The 16,877-nt window shown below is 38.6% G+C and carries 17 protein-coding genes; 10 read left to right on the top strand and 7 right to left on the bottom strand.

The window, feature by feature from the left end:
* Nucleotides 1-16: 16 nt before the first annotated feature.
* Complete coding sequence (locus MKY45_RS11815) at nucleotides 17-421, top strand: GNAT family N-acetyltransferase (protein WP_341173481.1); 405 nt, start codon at nucleotides 17-19, stop codon at nucleotides 419-421.
* A 136-nt stretch (nucleotides 422-557) separates the two neighbouring features.
* Nucleotides 558-2,621, top strand: coding sequence for a catalase (locus MKY45_RS11820; RefSeq protein WP_341172968.1), 2,064 nt, complete (start codon nucleotides 558-560; stop codon nucleotides 2,619-2,621).
* A 195-nt stretch (nucleotides 2,622-2,816) separates the two neighbouring features.
* On the opposite strand, the gene MKY45_RS11825 is transcribed toward MKY45_RS11820, so the two are convergent.
* Both MKY45_RS11825 and MKY45_RS11830 read right to left on the bottom strand, forming a co-directional pair.
* Nucleotides 2,817-3,431 (bottom strand): PadR family transcriptional regulator, encoded by a 615-nt coding sequence (locus tag MKY45_RS11825; protein WP_042533999.1) that lies wholly within the window; start codon nucleotides 3,429-3,431, stop codon nucleotides 2,817-2,819.
* Between the two features lie 16 nt (nucleotides 3,432-3,447).
* Nucleotides 3,448-3,828, bottom strand: a complete 381-nt coding sequence (locus MKY45_RS11830; protein WP_042534001.1) for a hypothetical protein — start codon at nucleotides 3,826-3,828, stop codon at nucleotides 3,448-3,450.
* A 270-nt stretch (nucleotides 3,829-4,098) separates the two neighbouring features.
* Here MKY45_RS11830 and MKY45_RS11835 point away from each other — a divergent pair, with 270 nt between their 5' ends.
* A complete protein-coding gene (locus MKY45_RS11835; protein WP_193062129.1) occupies nucleotides 4,099-5,037 on the top strand; it encodes an NADP-dependent oxidoreductase in 939 nt (312 codons plus the stop codon).
* Between the two features lie 98 nt (nucleotides 5,038-5,135).
* Here the strand turns inward: MKY45_RS11835 and MKY45_RS11840 are convergent, their stop codons facing one another.
* Together MKY45_RS11840 and MKY45_RS11845 are read right to left on the bottom strand one after the other, a co-directional pair.
* Entirely contained in the window at nucleotides 5,136-6,008 is an 873-nt protein-coding gene (locus MKY45_RS11840; protein WP_341172969.1) for a DUF3307 domain-containing protein, read from the bottom strand.
* On the bottom strand, nucleotides 6,005-6,781 hold the full coding sequence (locus MKY45_RS11845) for a hypothetical protein (protein WP_256706262.1): 777 nt from the start codon (nucleotides 6,779-6,781) through the stop codon (nucleotides 6,005-6,007). Before MKY45_RS11845 ends, MKY45_RS11840 begins: the two co-directional genes overlap by 4 nt.
* 470 nt (nucleotides 6,782-7,251) lie before the next feature.
* On the opposite strand from MKY45_RS11845, the gene MKY45_RS11850 reads away from it, so the two are divergent.
* On the top strand, nucleotides 7,252-8,802 hold the full coding sequence (locus MKY45_RS11850) for a multicopper oxidase family protein (protein ID WP_289585128.1): 1,551 nt from the start codon (nucleotides 7,252-7,254) through the stop codon (nucleotides 8,800-8,802).
* A gap of 289 nt (nucleotides 8,803-9,091) precedes the next feature.
* Here MKY45_RS11850 and MKY45_RS11855 read toward each other — a convergent pair whose 3' ends face one another.
* Complete coding sequence (locus MKY45_RS11855) at nucleotides 9,092-9,967, bottom strand: LysR family transcriptional regulator (RefSeq protein WP_193062132.1); 876 nt, start codon at nucleotides 9,965-9,967, stop codon at nucleotides 9,092-9,094.
* Nucleotides 9,968-10,217: 250 nt separating this feature from the next.
* Here MKY45_RS11855 and MKY45_RS11860 point away from each other — a divergent pair, with 250 nt between their 5' ends.
* From MKY45_RS11860 to MKY45_RS11880, 5 genes are all read left to right on the top strand, one after another.
* Complete coding sequence (locus MKY45_RS11860; protein WP_212928226.1) at nucleotides 10,218-10,808, top strand: ankyrin repeat domain-containing protein; 591 nt, start codon at nucleotides 10,218-10,220, stop codon at nucleotides 10,806-10,808.
* A 36-nt stretch (nucleotides 10,809-10,844) separates the two neighbouring features.
* A complete protein-coding gene (locus tag MKY45_RS11865) occupies nucleotides 10,845-11,240 on the top strand; it encodes a nucleoside deaminase (RefSeq protein WP_193062133.1) in 396 nt (131 codons plus the stop codon).
* Between the two features lie 268 nt (nucleotides 11,241-11,508).
* Nucleotides 11,509-12,813: a Y-family DNA polymerase gene (locus tag MKY45_RS11870; RefSeq protein WP_379542574.1), complete on the top strand. Its 1,305-nt coding sequence runs from the start codon at nucleotides 11,509-11,511 to the stop codon at nucleotides 12,811-12,813.
* Nucleotides 12,814-12,815: 2 nt separating this feature from the next.
* Nucleotides 12,816-13,220: a hypothetical protein gene (locus MKY45_RS11875; protein ID WP_042534013.1), complete on the top strand. Its 405-nt coding sequence runs from the start codon at nucleotides 12,816-12,818 to the stop codon at nucleotides 13,218-13,220.
* 101 nt (nucleotides 13,221-13,321) lie between these two features.
* On the top strand, nucleotides 13,322-14,113 hold the full coding sequence (locus tag MKY45_RS11880; RefSeq protein ID WP_042534015.1) for a uroporphyrinogen-III synthase: 792 nt from the start codon (nucleotides 13,322-13,324) through the stop codon (nucleotides 14,111-14,113).
* A gap of 159 nt (nucleotides 14,114-14,272) precedes the next feature.
* On the opposite strand, the gene MKY45_RS11885 is transcribed toward MKY45_RS11880, so the two are convergent.
* Nucleotides 14,273-15,325: an alkene reductase gene (locus MKY45_RS11885; RefSeq protein ID WP_052485070.1), complete on the bottom strand. Its 1,053-nt coding sequence runs from the start codon at nucleotides 15,323-15,325 to the stop codon at nucleotides 14,273-14,275.
* Nucleotides 15,326-15,441: 116 nt separating this feature from the next.
* Between MKY45_RS11885 and MKY45_RS11890 the strand changes: the two genes are divergently transcribed.
* On the top strand, nucleotides 15,442-15,858 hold the full coding sequence (locus MKY45_RS11890; protein WP_175297061.1) for an Lrp/AsnC family transcriptional regulator: 417 nt from the start codon (nucleotides 15,442-15,444) through the stop codon (nucleotides 15,856-15,858).
* Between the two features lie 123 nt (nucleotides 15,859-15,981).
* Here the strand turns inward: MKY45_RS11890 and MKY45_RS11895 are convergent, their stop codons facing one another.
* Nucleotides 15,982-16,851: a LysR family transcriptional regulator gene (locus tag MKY45_RS11895; protein ID WP_042534018.1), complete on the bottom strand. Its 870-nt coding sequence runs from the start codon at nucleotides 16,849-16,851 to the stop codon at nucleotides 15,982-15,984.
* Nucleotides 16,852-16,877 lie beyond the last annotated feature (26 nt).

Genomic DNA, 16,877 nt, shown 5'->3' on the forward strand with positions numbered 1-16,877 from the left:
GGAGGTTATCATGGAAATTCAAATTTCAAAAATACAGAAAGAACAAGCATGGGAGCTTAGGCATGAAGTCATGTTGCCGAATGAGGATTTCAACTACATAAAGTTAAAGGATGATGCTTCGGGTATTCATTTGGGACTTTTTAAAGATAATATACTGATTTCCATTGTTACGCTGTTTATAGACAAAGAGGAAGCTCAATTTAGAAAATTTGCGACGCTGATATCAGAACAGGGAAAAGGGTATGGAAGCAGATTGTTAGAGTCCGTATTTGAGGAAGCGAAAAAACATGATGTGAAAAGAATTTGGTGTAATGCCAGAAAGAATAAGAGCCATTTTTATCGGAAGTTTGGTCTCCAGGAAACAGATAGAAGTTTTATGAAAAATGGGGAGGCCTACGTTATCATGGAGAAATTTCTGTAGTCCTCCAATAAATGAAAGAAGCCGTCTGTGCTGCACAGACGGCTTCTTTCATTGTGGAAGCTCGGACGTCTTCCCGACTAATTATGGTGCATGGTGTATTAAAGTTGTTCCAGTCATACACAGAAAGAAACCTTCAATGAATACTTTTCATTTTTTTGCTAAAAATAAATTCTATTACCATAAGGAACAGCAATTAGAACCATCTATTCGGGATACCCGTAATCAAGAGATGATTTCTAATGAAGGGAAAAAGATCGTGGATGATGAAAATTCACTGACTGCCGGAGACCGCGGCCCGACTCTGATTGAAGACTTTCTTGCCAGAGAAAAGATAGCGCATTTTGATCGAGAGAGAGTACCGGAACGGGTCGTGCACGCTCGAGGAACAGGTGCTTATGGAGAATTTGAACTGTATCAATCTATGAGTGAAGTGACTATGGCAGATTTCTTACAGGATCCTTCCAAAAAAACACCGTTATTTGTACGTTTTTCACAAGTAATCGGTTCACGGGGCTGTAATGAAACCGTTCGCGATGTACGAGGTTTTTCTATTAAATTCTACACAGATGATGGAAACTTTGATATTGTGGCCATCAATTTCCCCATTTTCTTCATCCAAGATGCGATTAAATTCCCTGATTTGATTCACTCTGTCAAACCGGAGCCTGATAATGAATATCCTCAAGGGCAGACGGCACACGATACATTTTGGGACTTTATGGGAAGTAATCCGGAGACGACTCATATGGCGATGTGGATTATGTCTGACCGGGCTATTCCAAAGAATTTTCGTACCATGGAAGGCTTTGGCGTTCATACGTATCGTTTTGTAAACAAAGAGGGAGTTGCTCATTTTATCAAATTTCATGTCAAGCCTGTCCTGGGTGTTCATCCATTGATTTGGGACGAAGCACAAAAACTTGGCGAGGATGCCGATTTTCATCGAAGAGACCTTTGGACAAATATCAAAATGGGCAATTATCCGGAATATGAACTTGCTGTACAGATTATCAGTGAAGATCAGGAGTTTATGTTTGATTTCGATATTTTAGACCCGACAAAGTTTTGGCCGGAGGAGGAAGTCCCGCTTCAAAAAATAGGAAAAATAACGTTAAACAAAACGGTCGATAATGCTTTTTCGGAAACAGAACAAAGTGCGTTTCACCCAGGGAATATTGTTCGGGGAATGGATTACTCCAATGATCCGCTGCTGCAAGGGCGATTATTTTCGTATACAGATACACAGCAGGTGCGAATAGGCGCAAATTATCAACAGCTTCCTATCAACAAGCCGGTTTGTCCGGTTTTTAACAATCAGCGGGATGGAAACTCGCGTCATGTGATTGACCGAGGAAAAGTATCTTATCATAAAAACATATTAGCGGATAATACACCATCAGAAGTTCCGCCAGACAAGGGAGGCTTTGTTACGTATCCTTCCACCGTAGAAGGGTTGAAGCAGCGTAAAACAGCGGATTCTTTTAAAGATCACTATACGCAGGCAAGGATTTTCTGGAACAGCATGACACCTGTAGAGCGGGAGCATATTATTGGAGCGTATAGCTTTGAGCTGGGAAGATGTCTTCATGTACCTGTGCGTCAGCAGATGGTGGACCGCTTGGCAAGGGTCAGCAAAGAGCTTGCAGAGGCTGTTGCGTCAAATGTTGGTGTTACTGTACCAGACGTAGAAGAGTCAACTGCTACGAAATCATCGCCGGCTGTAAGCTTGATGAATACCAATTTTGTGGCGAATACACTGAAAGTAGCTGTTTTTCTGGCAGAAGGTTTTCCGGGTAAGGAAGTGGATGCTTTGCTCAAGCAATGGAAGAAGGCCGGGATGCATCCCGTTATTGTCAGCAATAAGCTCGGTGAAGTAAAGAGCAGCGAGGGAATGACTTTTGATGTAGACCAAAACTTTCTGACAGGATCTCCGTTAAGCTATGAGGGTGCATATCTTGTTGGCGGTACCGGAGTCAATGACTATTTTCATCATCAAGCCCGTACCTTTATTATGAATATGTACAATCATTTCAAGCCGATAGGTGCTAGAGAAGAGAGTGCTCATTTATTGAAGGAAATGGGTATTGAAGGACAGCCTGGAGTCGTGATGGATATCGATTCGCAATTCGGACAGAAGTTTATTGATGCGATGGCGAAGCAGCGTTTTTGGGAGCGTCCGAGTTTCCTTTATAATATGTAAGGTAAAATAAGAAAAACATCAAATTACGATAAAGTGAGTAATTTGATGTTTTTTTTATTTGGGATTTCATTCTGTGTAAGGTTTATGAACGTTTCTTTCTGAAAAGAAATTATTCTGCATTTCTTAAGAAAAGCGGGGAAGGGAAGCTTTTTATTGAATAATAATTATCGCCATGCAATGGAATAATGTTCCGCTTTATTGTCCCTTGTCATTCTCCATCCTTTCTGCCTTTAATTTTGATTGAAAATTCCTAAACCAGTCGATTTCAAATTTAATTTTCTCTATACCTAAATCCAGCGTTGCATATTGGAAATAGGCAATTGATTTTACTCCCTCTTCCGTCATAAATTCTGTTGCACCGCCAGCTTCTTTTAAATTATTTATATAGTCACGGCTGAAATTATTTCTCTGATCAATCGTTATGTTAATAGCTTCCAAGCGATGTAATTCTTTTTCTAATTCTTCCAGATAGCTGTTGATAAACGCTTCGTGCTCTGAATGATCTGCGAACCCTTGAAAGAAAAATTTACTTAATTCCATATTTTTTTCCTTGTATAACATAGGTGTTGATATATTTTCTCTAAAATGTTTTACTCCAGCTTCTGTAATATAATATGTTTTTTTGTTTACACTCCCCTCTATGTGTACTTCAAAAGTAATCCATTCCTTTTTCAATAATTTTTTGATTCCTGCTTGAATACTGCCTGTGCTGTCGCTGCTGACATTAGATAAGGTTTGTTTGATAGATTGCCTTAACTCATAAATCGTTGAACCTCGAATCATCAGAAAGCCTAAAATAATAGTATCCATCGTAATCCATTCTCCTTTAGTTAAAAAATGCTGTAATAAAAAAACACATAGATGACAAGAAAGACAAAGGGGTCATAACATACTTTTCCTTTTTGCTGGAAGATATGATGTTCATCCCTGTATTCAATAATAAATAAAATCCAAAGAAAATACATAATCCTCTTTCGATAGAAAAAGGGAAATCTATTATAATTATCCCGCCAACGTCAAGTATCGTTATAATTGCAATCATTTGGATGACCAGCGAGATTCCGCTTATTATTCGCATTTTTATAGGTAAGATCCTGAATTTACCTCCTAAAGTAAATTCACCTAATGGCAACCCTAAAGTTACCAGCAGCGTAAAAAGTGCAATGAACCCAAAAATAAACGCACCTAGGAATGAAAAAGAAAGCATCACAGTTCCTCCTTGGTCAGCTTTTAAAGCTGACGTTACTATTAGTAATATTACTAATAGTAACATTAATTATAACCATTGTCAGCATTTTTTAAATAATAATGAAATGAATTAACTGGAGTAAAAAATCAAGAGAGAATAGATAATATAATAATTTCCAATCTTCCTCAAGTATGGGATTATCAAGTGAATTGCTGTTAATTGTTAAAAAGAAATTCGTTTGATACTATTAAAAATGCAACAGAAAAATATGCGCTGGAGGTTTTGATTATGAAAGCAATTATTATCGAACAATACGGCGATGCAAATCAGCTAAAGGAAAAAGACGATATTCCCGTACCAGAAATAAAAGATAACCAGGTATTAGTAGAAATGCACGCTACGTCCATTAATCCGATTGACTGGAAGCTGCGTGAAGGTTACCTGCAAGAAGGGGTGCCTTTTGAATTTCCAATTATTTTAGGATGGGACGCGGCAGGTGTCATCAAACAAGTCGGTAAAAATGTAACCTCTTTTCAAGTGGGTGACGAGATATTTGCTCGACCGGCCCTTACACCAAATGGCACGTATGCTGCCTATACAGCGGTTGATGAAAAACTGCTGGCGATGAAACCAAAAAATATCAGCTTTGAAGAAGCGGCAGCAGTTCCGCTTGCAGGTCTTACTGCCTGGCAATGTCTTGTGAACTTCTCTGAAATAAAAAAAGGCGATAGAGTGTTGATTCATGCCGGTTCCGGCGGTGTTGGCAGCATGGCCATTCAGATTGCTAAAAGCTTCGATGCCTATGTAGCTTCGACTGCCAGCGGTAAAAATGAGACGTTTTTAAAAGAATTAGGTGTCGATCAATTCATTAATTATAAAGAGGAAGACTTTGAAGATGTTCTTCAAGATTATGATATTGTCGTGGATACGCTGGGCGGTGAAATCCTGAATAAAAGCTTCCATGTATTAAAGGAAGGCGGACGGCTCGTTTCCATTGCAGGACAGCCAGATGAAAAGTTAGCCAAACAAAAAGGAGTCAAGGCAGGATTCTTATGGCTTGAGCCAGATGGAGGAGAACTGTCTGAATTAGGGAAGCTGATGGAGGATGGGAAATTAAAACCGTATATTGGACATACTTTCCCGCTTATCGAGAACGGATTGAAGGAAGCGCATCGATTGAGCGAAACCCATCATGCGAAAGGAAAGATTGTGATTCAAATTAAGTAAGTACGGTGATTCACCAAAAATCAGGCTGCTGAGCAATATTCAGCAGCCTGATTTTTTTGCTGGAGGAAAGGGGGCAATCTAGTGAAAGTCCTTATCGCTTACATAAGAACTCCTTGTACAACAAGTCCAAGCACCAACCCTAGAAAAATAGAAGACAGCGTACCCAACAAGAAATATTCTGCCCAGTTCCGGTCGTTTAACTGCTTAAATCGGGCAATCGACTTGGCGGCAATGATAAATGCAATCGACTGATATGCGCCTGCTGCTGTTAATAGTATCACCAGCAATCTTTCCAGATAGCCGATAAGCTTGCCGCGCGAACGAAGCGGGGGAGAGTAAGTGAAATAATGATATTCCTCTGTAAAACGATTGTCTGTGCTCGGTTGGATTTTTTCCTTTCCGGCAGCTATTTGGTTTTTCAACGTCAGTTCACCTTCAAAATTAGCAAATTCGGATGGTAATGAACCAATGATAAATTTTACAATATGCCCGCTGACACTTGTCGCCAAAATATAAATGATGACAAAAAATAATGCTGTGTTGAGCAGAGTTAAACTGCTTGACCCATTCAGGTTTAAAAGACTTGCTGTCATCTCTGCAATTGTCATATGAAAGAATAGGAAACAGGTCAGGAGTATCATCATAACGTGTAAGACCTGATCTGCTAGAAAATATCCGAGTTTCTTCATATTATCCGTCGGGCTTTTGGGAAGGGAATCTACAAATTTTATTTTTAATAAATCAATCAAAAGGTGTGTGATTATAATAAAAGCTAAAGGTGAAATAAAATAGGAAATGACATGCTGAAACTCATATTGACAGCCCCATATTACCGCAAGTACAATACCTGTTGTCAGCAGGTGGTGAAGGATGTGTTTTTTTAAATGCTTGATTTTATGTTTCACCATCTGGTCAGATTGCAGCCAAAAATCAGCAATCAAATGTGCGAGAACAAGCAATAATATTGTCATGATAATCTCCTTTCCTCAGGGAAATAATCAGATAGATGTGTGATGATATGATGGTTAATATTTGTTTGCAGCTTATCTGTTAGACGATGGTTATCTTGTGCACCTAATGAATCCAGCACCTTTACAATATTATCAAAAGCATGCAAGATGATTTGCGTTTTGCCCTGTTTCATATGGTGGGATATGGTAGCTGTTGTTCTTTTAAGGTGTTCGCTTACCTTTTTTTGTTGACCGAGTATGAGATATAACGAACAGACGAGAGATTGTATGTCAGTTTGTTCGTTGATTTGTCCCTGCTTCAGCATTAAATTCGTATTAATCAAGATTTCGAACTGCTTGCTAAAAACCGTGAAGTCTTGTTCATTTGATGAAGCAGGCAACGCAAAACGAAACAGCAATCTATCTGGCTGTTTTTTCAGATGATTATTAGCGTTCCTTGCTTGTTTCATCAATGGATGAATCCATGTCTCTATATTTATATCCCTTACATCCTCTTTAATCGTTCCGAATGACAGGCCAAAATAAGGCGGATGATCAGTAAATTTCCAGATGCGGCTGATATAAAAAGCAAGAGTATATGCTGTTGCATAGCCGTTGCTCACAAGTACCAATTCATCTCCGGCGCGGTGACTGATTTGTGTTCCAGCTGTATTTTTGGTCCATAGAGAAATACTTTCTTTTAATTGTCCCAGGTAATCACTTAATGCCTTCCCGATATTTTCTTTTGACGAATTACTTATATCCATAATGAAGATGGAAACTTCCGTTGACATGAATAAAACAGCTCCTTCCTTATTCATCTCAGAGAATAGTTTGATTATATCATCGAATATATCAAAAGTTAGATGAAATAGTCAAACTTTGTGGAAGTTAGATGATTTAGTCTAATATAATTTGAAATATAAAAAAGCATACCATGACACACCAAACAATAAACAAATCATGTAAAGCTTATCCAAGTCATTTTTTCATAAATGACGCCTTTTGTATCACCCTAATTACTTTAGTATACGTGTACATCAGTTTTGCACTTTTTTGCTTCTAGTCACATTTACTATTACGAAAGGATGTTTAAAAAGTCCAATAAAAATGCCACAGCGAATTTCTGCGTTGACAGGATTTTTCCAATACTCACGTATTCAAAACATACGCTCCGTTCGTAAAAATCTCATCGCCTTGAATTTCTTGGTCCTATTTATCGTACTTTTTGAACACGCATTATAAAGAAATGGGGTGAATACGAATGCGCCGTAAGCTAGAAAAATTTGTGGATCCGCTTCCTAATCTACAGCCTCTAAAGCCTGATAAAAAAACAGGGGACGGGGTTCACTATGAAATCACGATGAAGCAATTCAAGCGTAAGCTGCATCGTGATTTACCAGCAACCACTTTATGGGGGTATAACGGTCAGTTCCCCGGCCCGATGATTGAGGCAAATCGGGATGAACCGGTTCACGTGGCATGGCTTAACCAATTGCCGAATAAGCATCTGCTTCCAGTTGATGTATCGATTCATGGCCTTGAACAGCTCCCCATCGTACGCACGGTGGTACATTTACATGGTATCGAAACAAAAGCTGACAGCGATGGACATCCGGAAGCATGGTACACAAATAACTTCCAAGAAACCGGACCTGTTTTTTCAAGAGAAACATTTACGTATCCGAATCATCAGCGCGGAAGCCTGCTTTGGTATCATGATCACGCTATGGGAATTACGCGGCTGAATGTATATGCAGGGCTGGCAGGGATGTATATTCTTCGGGATGAGCACGAGAAATCATTGAACCTGCCTGCTGGGGACTATGAAATTCCGCTTATGATTACAGACCGAAGCTTGAACGCAGATGGTTCCTTATTTTACCCATCACAGCCTGATGATGCAGCAAAAAACCTGCCAAATCCGTCTATTCTGCCTGCATACAATGGAGATACAATAATCGTTAATGGAAAGGCATGGCCGTTCTTAGAGGTGGAACCAAGAAAATATCGGTTCCGGATTTTAAATGCTTCCAATACAAGGTCCTACCAGTTACAGCTTGATTCTAATATAAACTTTCAACAAATCGGTTCGGACGGCGGGCTGCTCAGGCATCCCGTTGAAATCGAAAAAATCGGTTTTCAGCCGGCAGAACGAATCGATGTCATTATTGATTTTTCAAAAGCAGCTGGTCAGTCCATTCTATTAAAAAATGACTTAGGACCAGACGCTGATCCAAACGATGACACTGGAGATATCATGCAGTTCCGTGTTACAAAGTCATTGAAAAATAAAGATAGAAGCCATTTGCCACAAACTTTATCTGTTATTCCTTCATTAAAGCAAAATGATATTTCTGGTATTCGTTATTTAAAATTAGTTGGATCTGCTGATGAATTTGATCGTCCTTTATTACTTCTCAACAACAAGCACTGGCATGATCCAATCACGGAAAATCCGCAGCTAGGGACAACAGAGATTTGGGCTTTTACAAACACAACCAACTTCTCTCATCCAATTCACATTCATCTTGTCCAATTTCAGGTGCTGGAGCATCAGCCTTTCGATCTGGAGCAATATAATCAAGATGGCAAAATCATATTTACCGGACCGCCTGAGGCCCCCGCAGCAAATCACCGCGGCTGGAAAGATACCATTGAGGTTCCTGCTGCAACCATTACCAGAGTCATCGCTAAATTCGCTCCATATAGCGGAGAGTTTGTGTGGCACTGTCATATTTTAGAGCATGAGGATTATGATATGATGCGGCCTTATATGGTGGCAGATGATGACAAAAATAATACTAAATTTTAATTATATAGACGAAAAGGGTTTGAGTTGAGGGATAGCAGAAGCAGACCATGAAATAGAAAAAAGCATGAATGAGATAGATAGCCTCCAGTATAAAAACTAAAAACACCTGCTAAAAGCGTATATAAAATTAACGGCTTTTAGCAGGTGTTTTTATGAACTATATACAAAATTTAAAATAAAGCTGTGTATAGAGCTTGGATATATTCCGTAGGGGATAAAAGACAATTAAACAAAATCAAACAGAAAAGTATGAACCAAACCCATATAAAATACTGTGAAAGAGAGGAACTTATCCTTTTTGGAGCAACTCTATAAAATTTTGAGCAGATTTAGACAAGCTATGATCTTTGAGCCATATCAACCCGACTGGTCCATTTAACTCCATCGCACTTGATATCCGATAAGCATCTACAGGGTACCCGCGATATCGTTTCAGCAGAGTTTCCGGAACAATAGATGCGGCGAATCCAGACGCAACTAAATCCATTAAAAGGCTAATGTCAGAGCACTCCCCTATCTTATTAGGGTGCAGTTTAAATCGAGAAAATGCCTCTAAAATCAAATAGTGCACACCTAATCCCTCTGTGCTTGGAAACAGGAGAGGATAATGCTGGATTTCAGCAAGTGATACTTCTTTATCAAATGATGTCTGCTCCTCAGACGTAATGAAATAAAAAGGATCGTTATAGAGATGGAGAACAGAAAAATCGTCCAAATCTAACGGCATTCGGATAATTGCCAGTTCCACAATTCTGTCCCTGACTAATTGGCAAAGATGGGAGGATTCATTTTGTTGGATTTTATATGTGATTTTTGGGAATTCCTTTTGAAATTGTTCAAGTATATGTGGCAATTCGCTAACGGAAAATGTGTTAACACCAATAGTGAGTTTCCCATTTACCCCTTTGCCAACCTCTTTTACCTCTGTTTCGGTTTCTTCCATCCATTGAGTTATTTGCAGCGCATTTGTATACAGAGCTTTCCCTGCTTCTGTCATTTCTAAAAATTTACCGCTTCTTTCGACTAATGTGGCACCGAGTTCTTCTTCCATAGCTTTTAATTGTTGACTTAAGGGTGGTTGGGACATATGAAGTCTTTTAGCGGCGGCAGAAATTTTCCTTTCTTCTACAATAGCAATAAAATAGCGCAGCTGCCTAATATCCATCGTAAACATCCTTTCTACTTTAATCGCAGAGAACCGTCTGCAAAGCTCTACCTATAATGAAGTTTCATTTTATATATTAAAAAAATAAGTAAATATAATTAAATTAATATTTTTCATATAGCTACCTCCATGATAACATATTTATATAGGGGTAAAGGTTATGATAAAGCTGAAATATTTTTATCGCAGGGCAGCTGCCAAAACAGGGGAAGGTTTTTCAACACAGAAAGAAAAGAAGGAGGAAACCAATTTGGAACAAAAGTTAATTTCAGCAGCAGAAGAAGGAAATACAGAAACGGTTTTAAAATTAATAGAAGCTGGAGCAGATATTGATGCAACAGATGAACACGGTGTAACCGCAGTAATGGCTGCGACGCAAAAATATCATACAGATACTGTCAAGGCGCTTATCGAACAAGGAGCAGATATAAATATCCGCAATAGCAACCAGGATAATGTGCTTCTATATGCTGGAGCTGAAGGATTCCTTAAAATCGTGAAGCTTGCTGTTGGAGCAGGAGCAGATACATCATTAACAAACCGGTTCGGCGGAACGGCGCTTATTCCCGCTTCAGAGCGCGGGCATGTTGATGTGGTAGAGGAGCTTTTAATGAACTCTGACACAGATGTAAACCATATAAACAATTTACAATGGACTGCATTATTGGAAGCGATTATTTTAGGAAACGGCGGGGAAAATCATCAGAAGATAGTAAAGCTATTAATAGACCATGGTGCTGACATCCATATTGGTGATAAAGATGGCATTACTCCTTTAGAACATGCAGAGCGCCTTGATTTTAAAGAAATTGAACGTATTTTGAAAGAATCTCAAGCATAATTGGTAAAACGAAACATCATAAAGGAGAGGACCAACATGTCGAACAAAGAATGGATGAAACAAGCAGTCAAATTAGCGAATGAAAATGAACAAAAGCATCAGGGAGCCCCATTTGGAGCAGTGGTTGTCAAAGATGGAAAAGTAATTGGGTCTGGTGTGAATGAAGTAACAGCAACGAACGATCCGACTACGCATGCGGAAATTCAAGCTGTTCGTGAAGCCTGTCAAACGTTAAATACAACGAATCTTAAAGGGTGTGAGATATACGCCAGTACAGAGCCATGTCCAATGTGTTTAAGTACGATTTATTATACGCAAGTAGATACCGTGTATTTTTCTAACCCCAGCAACCCTGATCAAGACTATATATACAATCAGCTTTCCTTATCACATGATGAAAGGGATATTCACATGATTCATTTAAAAGAATGACTAAATAATTCAGCTGAAGCAGAATCTCCAGGTGTAAAAAAGATGATATTAGCCTTAACTGGAACAAAGATGACCGCAAAATCGAAATGGAATAACAGGATAATTCACTACGGAAGGCCCTTTGCGATAACATTTCGCGAAGGGTTTTTTTATTCATCTCAGCTTTCCATATATTAACACGACTATTTAAACGGATTTATGTTGACCATAGGAATATACGTTCGTATAATGAGTATACAAACACCCATTCGTATTAGGAGAGAGTATGATGAAAAACATTATCATGATGGATTATTCGAAGGAGCCTCGGCGGGACATTATATGTATAGATGTCAAATCTTTTTTCGCAAGCGTAGAAGCTGCCGAACGTAAGCAGCATCCTTTAAAATCCCGGATTGCAGTTGTATCCAAGCCGGATAATCAAGGCGGTTTGGTGTTAGCCGCTTCTCCTTTAGTAAAAAAAGAGTATGGCGTGAAAACAGGAACAAGGATTTATGAAATCCCGCAGAAAGCAAATATAGATATCGTGGAGCCTCGTATGGCAGTGTATTTACAAAAGAATATGGAGATATTACGTATTTTTAAGCGTTATGTAGCGAAAGAGGATTTACTTGTTTATTCTATTGACGAATCGTTCCTCGACGTAACGAAATCACATAAACTTTTTGGCAGTACGCATGACATAGCGAGGAAAATCCAACGTGATGTATGGAGAGAGTTGGGATTAGTGTTAACTGTGGGAATAGGGGATAATCCGCTTTTAGCAAAATTGGCACTCGACCATCAGGCAAAGCATGACGAACAACGAGGCTTTATTGGGGAATGGCGTTATGAAGACGTTCCATATAAATTATGGAAGATAGAAGCCTTAATTGATTTTTGGGGGATAGGACAAAAAACGGAAGCCAATCTAAATCGGATAGGGATTCGAAATATGTATGATTTGGCTCAATATGATATTGGCAAATTAAAAGAAAAGTTCGGTGTGATTGGTCAACAGCTCTATTTTCATGCACATGGAATAGATCGAACCGTGTTATCGGACACGTACACACCGGAAAGTACCTCCTTCAGCAGAAATCAGATACTAAACAGAGATTATTCGGTTAAACACGATATTGAAACGGTTATTCGGGAAATGACAGATGAGAATGTGGCAAGGTTAAGGAAGCACCGGCTCATGACAGGTGTTGTCAAGCTGACCATTGGATATTCGAGAGATACAGTACTAGGCGGGTTTAGCCATCAGATAAAGATTGAAGCAACGGATTCATCCAGAAAATTAAAAGCGCACATGCTGTTTATCTTTCATAAACATTATAAAGACAATATGCCCGTACGAGTGATTAATGTTACTTTTGGAAAACTTCAAATAAAGCAATCATTGCAACTGAATTTATTTGAATCGGCAGAAGAAACAATGGAAAACGAAGAGCTGGATAAGACGATTGATTTTGTAAGAAGAAAACATGGTTATACTTCCCTGCTGCATGCTTCTAGTCTGCTTAAAAACGGAATGGCGAGATACCGTGCGAAATTGCTAGGCGGTCATCGTTCTGGAAAGGAAGAGTGAACATGGAAAAAATATCGATTACACGAGTTACGCCTGAACAGTTCGGGTATAAGGACAGAGGAATTATGAAATGGTTAGGCATGATGTTAAGCGACCATTCAGAAGCGCTCAAAAAAGAAGAAATGAATGATCAGCTAATCGAAGTGAAAGCAAAAGAGGAGATGACTGAGGAAGCCATCGCAAAAGTATTGAACCAAGCTTTTGCAACGAATTCTCCTGTTTTGATTCAAGCGAATGTGATGCGAAACGGGAATTATTATAAAGACTTGGAATGTAAAGTATCTGGATATGGAGAAGGTCAGATTCATCTATTTTTAAAAGATGGACGGGGAACGAATTGTTCCATAGAGGAAATAAGAAATGTGGAGTTTATGAACACACTTGACTGGTATGATAAAAGAAAATGATTAAGAAGTTATTTTTTGAAATCATTTGCTGAACCACTGGAATATTTGTAATATAATAAATAAAAGAATGAATACTAAAGCTATAGGAAAAGGAGAAATATATGGACGGACTTAAAGGGAAACAAGTTGCTGTTGCTGCATCTCGTCAGGCAAAAGCAATTGATACACTAATCAGTAAACATGGCGGAAACACAATTCAATTACCGATTCAAGGAGAGTATCAGCTGAATGATTCGATTTGTCAGCAGGATGTAAAAAAGCTTGTAGAAAACAGATTTGACTTTGTCATACTAACTACTGGGATAGGAGCAGAAACGTTAGAGCAATCCGCAAAGAAACTCCATATCCATACCAGCTTCATAGATAAACTAAAAAGCTCAACCCTTGCCATTCGCGGCAGTAAAACGACAAAGTGGATGAAACAGCATCACCTGATACCAACCATTCTTTCTGCAGATGGAACAATGGAAAATTTGCTTGCATCTTTACCTCCGGTCAAACAGGGCGAAGAAAAACAAATTTATTTGCAGACATATAATGAGGATGACGTGTATTTAAAAAGAAGTCTGGAACAGCTTGGGTATGCTGTTTATTTATCTAAACCCTATTCTTATAAAGAACCAGACCAGCAGATTTTATCGATACTAAAAGAAACCATTACCTCTCAAAATGTAGATGTTGTTGTTTTTACCAGTAAAACACAGGTGCGAAATTTATTTATGAAGGAGGATAAGGAGAAATTGGCGGAAGCCTTTAATCAAGGAATTTTAGCAGCAGCGATAGGAAAGGTGACTGCGGCTGAATTAGAGAAGAATGGCATTGAGAAAGTATTTCAGCCGAAGAAACCTAAAATGGGAGCGATGGTTGTAGAACTAAATAAACAGTTCTCATAGAATATATAGTGAAAAAGCTTCGAATATTTTGATGGCATTCTATTTCGAAAACCATTCGTTTTAAACAGGCTTTTGCGCTTCTTTAAGTACTGTTATTTTAAAGCACTCCTTTTAACTAGAAACGAGATAAAGGAGTGCTTATCCTACTTGATATACTGCTTAAATTAAACATGTATGCAGATTTTTTGTCTGATACGGAAAAATCTCCTGATTCGCTTTCAGACGAACGACCAGATCTGGATTAGCTATAAATAATTGTCCGAATGCTACCAAGTCTGCCTGATTACCTCCAATAATGGACGCCCCTTTTTCAGGTGCTATATTTCCAACAGCAATAAGCGTTTTATCCCAGTATTGCCTGAATAATTCATGAAGCGATTTTTGATTATGTTGAAGCATATCACCGTAGTTTTCTGCCGATGGATGGACAATTTTTAGTTGATGCTTGGAAAGAATCCCTGTTATAGCGCATACCATTTCTTCTGGATGCTCCCATACATAATCCTTATCATCATCTTTTTTTTCAGAAATTCGAATGCTGATTCTATTTTTAGGAACAACCTTCTTTACTTCTTTAATAATTAAATCTAAAAATCGCAGTCTATTTTGTAAGGAACCTCCAAACTCATCCTGACGGTCATTTGTTTTCTCATTGATAAATTGATCGATCAGGTAACCATGCGCAGCATGTATCTCAACTCCGTCAAATCCGGCTTCCATCGCATTTTTTGCTGCATCCTTGTAATCAGCTATTATTTGATAAATTTCCATATTATTTAAAGCTCTGGGAGCTTGGAAAGGTTTCCTCAAACGATGCACATGTCCGTTGGCACCGATAGGAGAGGGCGCAACAGGAGCATTCCCTTTTAGAATTTCCTGATGACTTACTCTGCCAACATGCCAGAGCTGAGCAAAGATTTTTGTTTTATATTGATGAACTTCCCGCGTGACTTTTTTCCAGCTTAAGATTTGACGATGCGTATATATCCCTGGTATCCCATAGGTTCCTTTGGCCAGTTTGTTGATGGCGACACCTTCCGTAATGATTAATCCTGCCCCGTACCTTGCCCGTTTTCCATAGTAGTCTGCAATCAAGTAATTCACTTCACCTGTTTCGTTATCAGCAAATCCTCTTGTCATTGGCGCCATTACAATTCTATTATCTAATGTTAAGTTCCCGATTTTATACTTGGAGAAGATAGAACACGTCATATTTATCACCTCATATCAAATTTTAATTCGATACTGAATTGTTTACAATGGAATGATTAAAGTATATGCTATGGAAAACTTTAAATTTTAAAGTAATTGGAAAGCTGGTGAAAAGGATGTTGGATCATATCGATCATCAAATATTAGATTTATTAAAAAGAAATGCCAGACTTACCTATACAGAAATCGGCAAGCAAATAAATATGTCATCTCCTGCTGTGAAAACAAGGATAGAAAGGTTAGAAGATTATGTAATAAAGCGTTATACGGTTGAGGTAAATAATAAAGAGCTCAATAAAGGAATCCATGGCTTCGTTTTATTTAAGACCAAAAGCTGTGAAAAGTTAATGAATTACTGTAAGGAGAATAGTAATATAATAGATTTATGGAGAATTGGCGGAGAGTATAATTACATGGCAGAAGTGGTTTGTGAAGAAATGGAGGAGCTGGAGCAAATCTCTAAGGATACCACACATTTTGCTTTTTCAAATATACTATCTGTTCTGGGAAATCATCCTGTTAGTAATGACTAAAAATAGAAACGCATCAAAAAACCTGGCGATTTCAAATAAAATCATCAGGTTTTTAATATTTTAAGTAATGTCTGCTTCCTCATTTACAGGTTAATTTTGTCACCCCTCATGTTTTTATTCAGCTCAGTAAGAAACCCCTTTTGCAATATGAAGAAATTCCTTTACAGCCGGTGAGGCTTCCGCAATAGATTGGCAGGCAAGTGCTACTTCACGGCTGTTTCGAATCGTTAAATTACTGACCTTTATGTTTTGCTGCGTCTTTAAAAACAGCTCAGGACCAACCGTGACCCCCAGGCCTTCCTGCACCATATTCGCAATCGTTGTACAGTCATGCACTTCAAAACGAATAGAAGGTTTTATTTGTGCTTCTTCAAACAATGCTTCTACATGGGATTGATACATCCCTGTGGGCATAATAAAAGATTCTTTCGCTAATTCAGCCATATCCACTGTATCCTCGGATTGAAATCGATGTGCCGGGTGATAGGCAACCACCATATCATCTTTGATAAGAGGGACAAAATCGAAATTTGGATTAGCTTCTCCTTTTACAACAAATCCAATATCAATCACTCCAGAGCTCAACCACTCTGTAATTTCTTCGTAGGTGCCTTCGTAAAATTTAAATTCTATTTTCGGATGTTTTTTCTGGAATTTGGCAAGCAGCTTTGGCAATAAGCAAGAAGAAGCACTTGCAAATGTACCGATGCGAATGATACCAGTCTCTAAGTTAGTTGCCAGAGCGATTTCTTGGTGAATACTTTCCATTCTCTTCAATACTTCCCGGATATGAGGGAGCACTTTTTGTCCTACTTCCGTCAGGGTGATTCCTTTTCTGCGGTCACGAATGAATAAAGAAACATCCCATTCAGATTCCAAACCGGCAACTGCATGACTTACTGCCGATTGTGTCATATTTAATTTTTCAGCGGCAGCGGTAAAGCTTCCCAATTCAAATACGGTCGCAATAATTTCAAAACGAACAATGCTCATGAGTAATTACTCATCTCCCTTATTAA

This window comes from Oceanobacillus sp. FSL K6-0251, assembly GCF_038004725.1.
Lineage (GTDB): Bacteria > Bacillota > Bacilli > Bacillales > Amphibacillaceae > Oceanobacillus > Oceanobacillus oncorhynchi.